This is a genomic window from Collinsella sp. AM43-1 (assembly GCF_003467925.1).
Classification (GTDB): domain Bacteria; phylum Actinomycetota; class Coriobacteriia; order Coriobacteriales; family Coriobacteriaceae; genus Collinsella.
Genome location: NZ_QSFR01000022.1, coordinates 19,904 through 31,127 on the forward strand (window position 1 = coordinate 19,904; position 11,224 = coordinate 31,127).

Sequence of the window (11,224 nt, forward strand, 5' to 3'; positions counted from 1 at the left end):
ATGGGAGAGACCTTGACCCCCAAAGCGACCATTGTCGTTCCCGTCTACAATTCGTCGCGCTCCATTCAGCGATGCCTCGATTCGCTGTTGGTCCAGTCTGAGTGTTCGATTCAGGTTGTCTGCGTCAACGACGGTTCGACTGATGATTCGTTGAACGTGTTGCGCCAGATCGCGCAGGCCGACGATCGCGTACTGGTGATTGACCAGGAAAACGCGGGCGTTTCGTGTGCTCGAAATGCCGGTATCGATGTCGCCGAGGGCGAGACCGTCTTTTTTGTGGACGCCGACGATTACATCGATGCCCAGACGGTCGAGCGCGTGCTGCATGCCATGGAGTCTGCGGATGCCGAGGCCGCCGTTTTTGGCGGCGTCTGTGAACCTGCCGATGCTGCTCCCAAACGCGTCCAGCAACTCATGAGCCCCAAAGCTGGTACCTTCGGCGCCCGCGATCCTCAACTGCTGTTCCATTCGAATGCGCAGCCCTATGCCTGCCGTGCGGCTTTTTCGCGCGAGCTGCTCAATCGCGAAGGCATTCGCTTCGCCCCCGGTTTGGCTTTGGGCGAGGACGTCGTCTTCCAATTTGCGGCTTATGCGCTTGCCCGTAAGACCGTCGTCATGCCGGACAAGTTCTACCACTACGTGATGGAGAGCGAATCGGCGACGCACGAGTTCAACAGTGCCGAGGCTCGCGCCAAAAAGCTTGACGCCCACATGAGGATGCTCGAGGAGGTCTTGGAGGACTGGGCGGTCTACGGTCTTTTGGACCTGTGCCCCGGCGAGCTGATCACCTGGTTCCTGGACCTTATTGTGTTTGATTTGGCGCGCTTGGATTCCGATGACTTCCATCGCGTGGCGGCTCGCGTCAGCATGGACCTCACGACGTTTTTGGGAACGGAGTGGGCGGATATGCCTGCTAAGGGCGCCGTTCGACGTGTTGCCCACAAGCTCGTTGCGGCGACCTCGGGCGTTTCAATGGCAGACGCCACGTTGTTCTATCTTTCGACCCGTGGTTTCAAGGCCTGCCTGGAGCGCTTTCTCTAGTTCCAAGCGCTGCCGCCCGCCGCAACTCGGCTGCTAAAATAACCCTGTTACACGCTACTCAACAGGAGGTTCTCTTGCAGAACTCTGATACCCCTAAAGTTTCGCTGCTTGTTCCCATCTGCAATGTCGAGCGCTATCTGCGCGAGTGCCTCGATTCCGCCGTGGCGCAGACGCTCAAGGACATTGAGATCATCTGTATCAACGACGGTTCTACCGATAGCTCGTCGGATATCATCCGCGAGTATATGGAGCGCGACCCCCGTGTAAAGATGATTGACAAAGCCAACAGCGGCTACGGCGACTCGATGAACCGCGGCCTGGAGATGGCGCGCGGCGAGTACGTGGGCATCCTTGAATCCGACGACTTTATGTTTGAGGATTCGCTCCAAAAGCTGGTCGCCAAGGCCGATGCTGAGCATGCCGATGTGGTAAAGGGCGACTTTTACCTGTATTGGTCCACGCCCCGCGAGCGCCGTGAGCTGTTTGGGATTGTCGACGAGCATATGACGGGCGCCGCGTATCGCCCCGTCGATCGCCCGGGCATCTTCTACCGCAAACCTTCCATTTGGTCGGCTATCTATCGGCGCCAGTTCCTCAACGACAATCAGATTCGGTTCCTTCCCACGCCGGGCGCCTCGTATCAGGACGCAGGCTTTAACTTTAAGGTTTGGGCTTGCGCCGAGCGTGCCGCGTTTATTACGGACCCCATTTTGTGCTATCGCCAGGATAACGAGAAGAGCTCCGTTAATTCGCCCAACAAGGTGTTTTGCGTGTGCGACGAATATGCCGAGATGCAACGTTTTTTGGACGAGCGTCCCGAGCTCAAGGCTCAGCTCCAAGGCATTTTAATGCGCATGAAGGTCGATACGTACCGTTGGAATGATGAGCGTCTGGTCGATGAGCTGCGCGAGCAGTTTTGGGAGAAGGCTTCACCCGAGCTCAAGGCCGATTGGGATGCCGGTCGCTTTGACCTGTCGCTGTTCGATCCACGCGGCGAGACCGATTTGCGCCTGATGATCAAGTCGCCCCGCGCCTATATCGATTCGCGCTTTGACTTTAAGAAGCCGGGCAAGCTCAATACGTTTAAGCATTACTTTAAGATTGGCGGCCTGCCGCTGGTTTGGCGCGTGCTGACGTATCAGCGCGCCTACGGTGACAACCCGCACCCCGATGACGTGCCGGCCGCACAGTAGGAGCGCGTGACTATGGTTACCCCTAAGATTTCCGTTGTCGTTCCCATCTATAGAGTGGAGGAGTGCCTGGCCTGGTGCCTGGACTCCCTGCTTGCGCAGGACATGCCCGATTGGGAAGGCTTGCTGGTCAACGATGGCTCGCCGGATGGGTCGCGCGACATTGCGGCTGCCTATTGCGAAAAGGACGCGCGCTTTACGCTGGTCGATAAGGAGAACGGCGGCCTGTCGAGCGCACGTAATGTAGGCATCGCTGCGTCCACGGCGCCTATCGTCGCGTTCTTGGATTCCGACGACCGGTTTACGCCCGATGCGTGCCGTGTGATCGTCGATGCCTTTGAGCGCGAGGGCTGCGACGTTTTGACCTTTGGCGCGAATCCGTATCCGCTCGAGGCGGGGTATCCGTGGCTTAACTATGTGCTGAGCCCGCGCGATGTGTCGTTTGAAGGCTATAGCTCTGACCTGCTGTTTAAGGAAGCGTCTCGCCCCTTTGCATGGCGCACCGCCTGCAAACGTGAGTTTTTGCTGGGTAACGGGATCGTGTTCGACGAAACCGTCAAGTATGGCGAGGACCAGGTCTTCGATTTTGCCGTGTACGGTCGTTCGCGCAAGACCGCGCTTATCTCGAACAAGCTGTATGACTACCGCGTGGCGCGCAAGGGTTCGCTCATGGACACCATGCGCTACGACGACGAGACGCGACTGCTGGAGCACGTGAAGATTTACTCTGCGGTGCTGGCTGACTGGCAGCGCGACGGTCTCGATGTCCGGCATGCCGATGACCTGGCGTACTTCCTATGCGATCTGGTGCTGTACGATGCGCTCAGATTGCTGGGTTCGGACTGCGGCAAGGTGTTTGCCGCCGTTGCCACGGCGCTTGCCGGTTCTGCTGTGGGCAGCGATGCTGCGCTCGCACAATGCGCTCCTTCTGTTGCCGCTATGGTGCGTGCGGCGCTTACCAGCAAGGCCCCCAATGCCCGTGCATGCAAAAAGCTCATGTTCGATTACGATGTCTTGAGGTTTGGGCGCCTGGGTGCCTGCAAACGCATGGCAGCGAACGCCCTGGGAAAGCGAGAAGTGTAGATGAGTATCAAGCGTTTGGCACTTTGCCGCAGTCAGGGCCGTCTGTTTGTGCTGCTTCGTTTTGCCGGTCAGGATGTCGCCGCGCTTATTGAGCGGGAGGGTTCTCAAGCGTTTGCCCATGCGACGACGAGCGGTTCTTGTGTGCCGTCGCTGGTGCTCCCGGTCGATCATGGCCGTGTGTTGGCGCTTTGTCCTTCCGTTTCCGATTACGAGCGCGAGCTCGCCGTCTTGGTGCTTCCCTTTTTGGACGGCTCTACGATTGACGCTACATTTGCATCCGGTGGCCAAAAGCTTGGCTCCATTCGCCTCGATAGCCGCGTGGCCAAGCTGGAATCCAAGATTAACTACAAAGCAAAGGCTGCGATGTGCGCGCTTGTCCGCGATGTGCAGCGTGGCGAATGCTGCGGTCGCTACGAGATCGATGCCATTCGCTATTTGCCGGCAGACGCCGGCGCGGTGTGGCGCTATGAGGTTACCTGGGCGGGAGACCCCCAGTGCGCACCTGAGCTTCAGATCTTTGATACGTATATGAATGCCATCGATGTCACCGTGCATGTGTTTGAATCGCAGGTCGACGTGCCGCAGCGCAACGGTTGCCACGTCAATAAAACGTATCTGAGCGTTGAGATGCCTCAGGATATACGAGATTTTGTCGCGATTGTGAGCGATCCCACGGAGCAGATTCAGAGTGGTTTTTGCGCTATGGATGGCCGCCTGTACAACGGCATGGTCGACGACAGCTGGAACCGCATGAAAGACGCGCGTGCAGACGACGCGGCTTATCGACGTTGGTTTGAACAGCATCGCGCAAAGCCGGGTGATCTGGCGTGCCAGCGTGTCGCTTCGGCGACCTTTGCCTATAGGCCGCTCGTGAGCATTGTGGTGCCGTGCTACAAGACTGATCGGGTCTACCTGCGCGAACTGTTGAATTCGGTGCTTTCCCAGAGCTATGACAACTGGGAATTGCTGCTTATGGACGCCTCTCCCGAATGGGATGCGGTGGCCAATCTTGCGGCCGCCGCCAATGACGAGCGGATCCATCGTATTGAGCTGCCTGGCAACGGCGGCATTGTGCTCAACACCAACGTTGGCATTCGGCAAGCGACGGGCGACTACATCGCATTCTTAGACCACGATGACATCTTGGAGCCGGATGCGTTGTTCCACTATGTCACCGCGTTGAACAAAGCGGCAGAGGGGGAGCGTCCCCAGGTCCTGTTCTGCGATGAGGACATGTTCCAGAAAACGGGGGAGTGGGGCCAGCCGGTCTTTAAGACCAAGCTCAACGTCGACCTGCTCTATAGCCATAACTGCGTGACGCATTTCCTGATGGTGGAGAAGGCACTTATCGATCGCATTGGCATGTCTTCGGAAGATGTTGCGGGCGCCCAGGACTACGACCTGACGCTTCGATGCCTTGCGGCGGGCGCACGGTTTGAGCATGTTGCGCACGTGCTGTATCACTGGCGCGTGCATCCGGGATCGACCGCCGATGGTTCTGCCGATAGCAAGCCGTATGCCATCGAGGCCGGGCGCCTTGCGCTTCAGCGCCACTTTAACGCGCTGGGCGTTCGCGGAACAGTCGAGGAGACCGAGACGCCGTTTGTCTACCGCATGCGCTATGCGCTGCCGGAGTCTGCACCGCTGGTGAGCGTTGTGATTCCGACCAAGGATCACATTGAGACGCTCGATGCCTGTGTGATGTCGATTGCCCAGAAGGCAACGTATGCCAATTACGAGATCGTTTTGGTGGAGAACAATAGCGAAGTCCCGGAGACGTTTGCGTATTACGAAACCCTGCCAGAGCGCGTGGCTGCAGCATCCGAAGGCAAGGGCATCGCGCGCGTTGTGTACTGGCCGGGCGAGTTCAATTACTCCCAGATCATCAACTTTGGCGTTGAACACGCCAAGGGCGATTATCTGCTGCTGCTCAACAACGATACCGAGGTCATAAGCCCGGACTTCATCGAAGAGATGTTGGGGTATCTGCAGCGTCCCGAGGCGGGCGTGGTGGGCGCCAAACTCTACTTTGCCGATCATCTGGTGCAACATGCCGGCATTTTGGTTGGCGTGCGTGGCGCACTTGCCCATGCCAACCAGGACTTCTCGGCAAAGCGCGAGGGCTATCTTGCCCGCGCTGTGCGCCCGGGCAACTTTAGTGCTGTGACGGGCGCCTGTCAGATGGTCCGACGTGAGGTATTTGAGCAGGTCGGAGGTTATAACGAGGAATTCGCCGTCGGTTTTAACGACGCAGACTTTTGCCTGCGCGTGTGGGAGGCGGGCTACCGCACCATCTTTACGCCCTATGCCGAGCTGTACCACTACGAGTTCACCTCGCGCGGCAGGGAAGAGGCCAACGAGGAAAAGATGTGTCGCTGGAAGCGCGAGCAAGCACTGTTCATGCAACGCTGGCCGGAGTTTTTCTTGACGGGCGATCCGTGGTTGGGGCCGAACTTATTCGCTGAGAGCGAGTTTTTCTCGCTTTAAATAATAGATAATAGGTAGCCCTCAACTTACTTTCGATATGAGCTGAGAAGATAGCAACGTCTAGGCGATTTGCTGCAATACTTCACGATAGCTCGATACTTCCGCGATACGTTTATACAGACTTATACAACACGATATAATCCGATATAGGCTACGATAAACTTATAAAGCTAAGATTGACCGATAATCGATTGTCTTGAGAGGCAAACAAGTGAGCGTCACAGCATTCCATAACCCCTTTCGTCCCACTGCCGGCGCTGAGCCTCCGCGCATAATTGGTCGCGATGATATCGCTCTTGAGTTTACCGAGAGTTTGAATGCGGGAATTGGTGCGCCTGCGAGGCTCATGCGCATTGCCGGGCCAAGAGGCTCCGGAAAAACTGTTTTGCTCTGCGATCTTAGGGATCGTGCGCGAGAACTTGGATGGAAGACTGCTATTGTTTCTGCTGGCCCTAACCTATTGCTGGACTTGAGGGATCAGGTTGCTGATTCTTCCCTTACGGCCAATGCTTCGGTCGGCGTAAATGCCGGCTTTGTTTCCGCGAAAGTCGATGTTGCACCCAAAGAGTCGAGCCTTAGAAAGTTGCTGAGTTCGGCGGCGAAGTCATCCAAGGGTCTTTTTATTGCCATCGATGAAGTTCAGGACGCTCCGATTGACGATATGCGTGCCATTGCGTCTACGGTTCAGCTTTTGATAGGGGAAAAAGTAGATATTGCACTTGCCTTTGCCGGCTTACCCGCCGGTGTTATGGATCTTATTAACGGCAAGGCGCTTACGTTCTTGCGTCGTGCCCTCCCCGAAGATCTGGCGCCTATCAACCAGGTAGAGGTAGCGCTCTCTATGGGCGACAGCTTTATCGCGACTGGCTTGACCATAGAGGACGATCTTCTGTCGAGAGCCGCTAAGGCCACTAAGGGCTATGCCTATCTGGTGCAACTGGTCGGTTATTCCATTTGGCAGCGCGCCAACTTGCATCGTGCCAAAAGTGCCATTGTGAGCGAGCGCGATGTTGCCGAAGGCATTGCGCTGGCAGAGGCTCGTTTTCACGATGTTGTTCACGAGCCCGCGATTTCTGGACTGGGGCCTAACGATATCAAATACCTTTTGGCGATGTGCGAGGACAAACGACAGTCCAAATCATCCGAGATTGCTAGGCGCATGGGTAAAAAGACCAATGAGGTTAGCTCCATTAGGGCAAAATTGCTACAAAGAGAGGTTATTCAGGCACCACAGAGGGGCTACGTGCAGTTTGCCGTGCCGGACCTAGATATCTATCTGCGAGAGAATGCCGAGGAGATTCTCGAACGGTTCTAGGTCGAGGTATTATTAGGTTTTGATTTGGCTCTATTAGACCAGGATTGGCATTCTGCCCAATCATCTTTTTGCAATTGCTAAATAATCACCCCCTTGCCTGGTTTAAATCCGGCAAGGGGGCGATGTGCTCAAGATCGGTTGGGTTAATCGTGAGGGCTCTATCGCTTCAAGTCGATTGCCGGCTATCTCGCCGCCTCCCCGTCGGGCGCCGGCGTCTTGACCCTCATCTCGAACGGCATCCCGCACTCCCGGACGAGCGCCCTGAGGCACGCGTTGGCGGCGGTGGACATGGAAATGCCGAGCTCGTCCAGGATGGCCGTGGCCTCCCTCTTGACCTCCGGGTCGATCCGGATCGTCGTGGCCGGTATGTTCGACGGCATGGCTGTACCTTTCCTCGTATATCGCGGTGCGACCATTACTACCGTCTCTATGCGGCGGGCGCGGCATCGTAAACGACCCCTTCGCGTGGTTGCCCTTGAACGACTCGGGGAAGTAAGTCTCGTCGAGCTCGCAGCCGCTGCCACGCTCGACCCTGAACGAGGGGGAGTAGGCCGAGAGGCACTCGATCAGCCTGTGGCGCATGGTGTAGGCGGTCTTGAGGCAGACGCGGCAGCGCCTCGCGCATTCGCGCAGGGGCAGCATGAGCACGAAGCACTCGGCGTAGGCCATCCAGGTCTCCTTTGGGAGCCTGCTCGTCCCCAGGATGCGCCCACTGCCCATGCCGAAGGTCCTGCCGCAGCCCCGGCAGAGGTAGCGCTGATCGTCGTTCCCGGTCTTCCCCTTCTTCGCTGTCGCTACGGACCCGCAGCGACAGCAGCGTTCGACTTCGTAGGAGGAGCCGGCCGCGTCGTCGAACGCCGCCGCGCGGATCACGTCCCTGACGGACTCGATCACGCGGCGGCGCTCGGTCCCGCTCAGCTTCGCCATGTCCCGTTTGAAGGTGATTACCAGGTTCTCGGCGTTCATGCTACCCCAATCGTCTCGGTCTACGGGGCTAACGATATGGCGCAGTGGGGACACATGTATGCCAGTCCTGGTCTAATAGAGCCAAATCTTTTCTGCATGCTCGACTGCTTCCGCAGCCTCTGCGGCGCTCCGTCATTGGTAAAACGAACTGACAGAGAGGGGAGTTCGATGTCATAGCTGGTGTCATCATCGGAGGATAAGATTGCTTGATAGCTATATGTTTTCATCTCTAGTCATCTCAGGCTATTATAGATATATCCGTTGGCAGCTTTTACGATTTCCGGTACGTTCCAATCGGAATCATTTTTGGTAGTTGATAGACATGGCTTCTGCTTCGTATGTGTATTCAGTTTTTATGCACTGGATATAATCAACTGCATCTAATTTAGCTAGATCGGGAAGCGACATTGCATGGTACTAAGCTTGACACAGAAAGAAGCATATCGGGAGACACTTGCTAATCTCGTTGCTAAGCAAAACGATGGCGCTTCAATTGTTTCCGCTGAGAAGGAGCTGGAAGATCTATCGACTTCTCTCGTCCCGCGAATGCTTTACCGCTATCGACCTCCAACTGAATACGCTTTTGCCGACTTAGAAAACGCGACTGTTACATTTTCTCATCCAAGGGTTTTCAGTGATCAGCGCGACTCGGTACCGATCTATAACTGGAATGGTATAGATGAAATCGAAAGTTATCTCAATGATGATGAACAAGCGTTAGAGATAATAAATCAAATTGATTTTAGACGACTTGCGTTTGTTTCAGGGGTTCTGGGGGTTCCTTTAAATCCAGCAAGAATAGATGAGTTTGAGATACTATCCGATGAGGGGAGAGTTAGGCTTTTTCGCTCGGCTGTAAAAAACTTGCGCTTATTTGTTGGAGGATTTGTTGTTCCAGTTCATCAGAATAGCTGCCGAAATTGTTGTCGCATTTTGTGCCTAACAGACAATCCTAGCGATTCGAATATGTGGAATGTATATTCCGAAAGCCAAGCGGGTTTCGTTCTTGCTTACGACAGAGAAGCTATTCGCAATTGTAATATTGCTAACGGAATGCGTACTGAAGTATTGCCAATTTTATATGATGACAAACCATTTAATTGCGACCCTCAAATTGCTTGGACTGCTGCTAGGATGCTTGGTCTTAATGTGAGCAGTGATGACATGCTTAGTGATCTACGGGCAATTTACAGAAAGGGTAGTGCGTTTGAGTGGGAGAACGAATATCGTGCCCGTCTTGTACCAGAGCCAGATGAGCTTGAGATGAATTATGTACAACGCTCATGCAAGCCGTTGCGAGTTATTCTTGGGAGCAGGATGACTCAAGAGGATAAAGAGCTTTGCATTTGTGCGGCGAATAAACTGGATATTCCTGTAGATGAACAGTGATAGTTATCCGTTAATAGTGCCGTATAGTCATTTGTTTGTCAGCTGAATCGTGTACTAGTAGACTCCTGAGTTGGCGATTGCTATATCTACTGGGGCATTTCGAAAGATAATTTGGGTTGATCCGTGGCTTGGGGCAAACCTATCCTCCGAGAGCGAGTACTTCTCGCTTCGGCGCGAAACAATCCCAAGATCCGGCATAGTACGCTCAAGAGCCGCGAGTGCGGTGGAAGGTTTAGCCTCGTTATTGGTTTTTGGTGGTGTTATATCTGTTTGAATTTAATTCATAGGGCTGTAGGGCGTCAAAGCTGGCGGCTCTCCCCGATGGATGGATGATTTTCAATAAACCATATCTTTAGTGAAATCTAATGGATATAAATTTTTGGACTTATAGGAGCGGCGTATGGATGAGTTGGGTCGAGCGCATTATGATATGGAATCTATTGTTTCAAATATCGTGACTATTTTGGAAAACTGTAAAAGTATCGGAGATTCATTGGGGCTGCCGATGGATGCAGTAAGCATCGTGTTTGATGAAACGTTGGACGGCATTTCATTCTTCAAGGCCGTCAAAGCGGTGGCTTCAATCCCTGATCAGCTCTTTTTTAATAAGGTTGAACGCTTTCTTGTCGGACTGGATTCCGTCGATGACGAACAGCGTCGTTCGTTCTTTGCTAAGAACGAGAAGAAGTTGATCGAGAATTTTGAAACTACCTTGAATTTGATCAATAAAGTTGAAGACAGACGAAAGGTGGATTATCTAAGTAGGCTGTTCTCGGCCTTCATTGAGGAAAGCATAGGATACAACGAGTATTTGAGGCTTGCTGGTTTGGTTGCAAATACTCCTTCTACTGATTTGCAGGCGCTTTGCTCCTTAGATTTACGTGGTGACATACATCTCAATGATGTCGAGAAAGAATCTCTCGCGCAGAACGGCTGGCTGATATACGCCGGGCAAGAAGTTCTTGAATTTGATTCATTAAGCGAGAATGACCTTCAGAAATCTGATGATCAGCTATATAAGGCCAGCAAATCTGCTGTCAGTTTTGTGAACCTGATGCGCAGCAAGACTGATAAGGGTCCTATTTAGACCTCAATTTCCTTCAGGCCCGTGCGTAGCCTGCTTTAGAGGCTTGAGTTGTAGATAACACTTTTTGAGCCTTGCTCCGTGTGACAGCACGTAAAAGCTGTACTGTGTTTGGGCAGGTAAAAGTCCAAGACGATTAGATATCCGAGAGGATATCGAGCCCGCGCCTGGGGCTTTAATTCCGGCGACAATTAGGTTTCCATGAGGATATCGCGGCTGACAGCCAACAGAAAACCGCCCTATACGCTCCTTCCGCGCGCCGCCTGCTCAAACGATTTGCGTCGAATTGCCTGCTGCTATGGCCTGTCCGTGCGTTTTGCTGGGCGGGCCTTCTTTTACCGCGGACCCGGAGAGCATGTTTGTAGGCAACGTTGCGTGCTGCGAGCCAGGTGTTTCGGGCGTCGACTGAGCGTGGATTGATGTCGGTCATCTGGAACTCAAAGGTTATACGGATGAGGCCATTGGCGCCTAAGGTGATCTTGTGGCTAACAGTTCGGCGCACCATGGCTTGGCTCTCGTCCCCCCCAATCTAGTAGACTCTAAACCGTTGCTAGATTAGGGGGATTTTCCATGAAACGCTTCATGAAACGAGTTTCCGGGGCCGCCGCCGTCCTCGCGGTCGCGGCCGCCCTGGCCCTGTGCGGGCCCGCGGCCTACGCCGCCCCCGCC

Annotated in this window: 8 protein-coding genes; 7 read left to right on the forward strand and 1 reads right to left on the reverse strand. The window is 54.3% G+C overall.

Annotation, left to right across the window (positions count from 1 at the left end):
• The 5 genes from DW925_RS09055 (at nucleotide 1) to DW925_RS09075 (ending at nucleotide 7,116) form a co-directional block, all read left to right on the forward strand.
• Nucleotides 1-1,041 (forward strand): glycosyltransferase, encoded by a 1,041-nt coding sequence (locus tag DW925_RS09055; RefSeq protein WP_117790837.1) that lies wholly within the window; start codon nucleotides 1-3, stop codon nucleotides 1,039-1,041.
• A 74-nt stretch (nucleotides 1,042-1,115) separates the two neighbouring features.
• Nucleotides 1,116-2,234 (forward strand): glycosyltransferase family 2 protein, encoded by a 1,119-nt coding sequence (locus DW925_RS09060; protein ID WP_158565764.1) that lies wholly within the window; start codon nucleotides 1,116-1,118, stop codon nucleotides 2,232-2,234.
• 12 nt (nucleotides 2,235-2,246) lie between these two features.
• Nucleotides 2,247-3,314, forward strand: a complete 1,068-nt coding sequence (locus tag DW925_RS09065) for a glycosyltransferase (RefSeq protein ID WP_117790839.1) — start codon at nucleotides 2,247-2,249, stop codon at nucleotides 3,312-3,314.
• A complete protein-coding gene (locus tag DW925_RS09070; RefSeq protein ID WP_117790840.1) occupies nucleotides 3,315-5,801 on the forward strand; it encodes a glycosyltransferase in 2,487 nt (828 codons plus the stop codon).
• Between the two features lie 211 nt (nucleotides 5,802-6,012).
• Nucleotides 6,013-7,116 carry an ATP-binding protein gene (locus DW925_RS09075; RefSeq protein ID WP_233540265.1) on the forward strand — a complete coding sequence of 368 codons (1,104 nt, stop codon included), beginning with the start codon at nucleotides 6,013-6,015 and terminating at the stop codon, nucleotides 7,114-7,116.
• Between the two features lie 182 nt (nucleotides 7,117-7,298).
• On the opposite strand, the gene DW925_RS09080 is transcribed toward DW925_RS09075, so the two are convergent.
• Complete coding sequence (locus DW925_RS09080) at nucleotides 7,299-7,532, reverse strand: type II toxin-antitoxin system RelB/DinJ family antitoxin (protein ID WP_369831932.1); 234 nt, start codon at nucleotides 7,530-7,532, stop codon at nucleotides 7,299-7,301.
• A gap of 973 nt (nucleotides 7,533-8,505) precedes the next feature.
• On the opposite strand from DW925_RS09080, the gene DW925_RS09090 reads away from it, so the two are divergent.
• Entirely contained in the window at nucleotides 8,506-9,471 is a 966-nt protein-coding gene (locus tag DW925_RS09090; RefSeq protein ID WP_158565765.1) for a DUF2971 domain-containing protein, read from the forward strand.
• Nucleotides 9,472-9,871: 400 nt separating this feature from the next.
• Nucleotides 9,872-10,558 (forward strand): hypothetical protein, encoded by a 687-nt coding sequence (locus DW925_RS09095; RefSeq protein WP_117790844.1) that lies wholly within the window; start codon nucleotides 9,872-9,874, stop codon nucleotides 10,556-10,558.
• Nucleotides 10,559-11,224 lie beyond the last annotated feature (666 nt).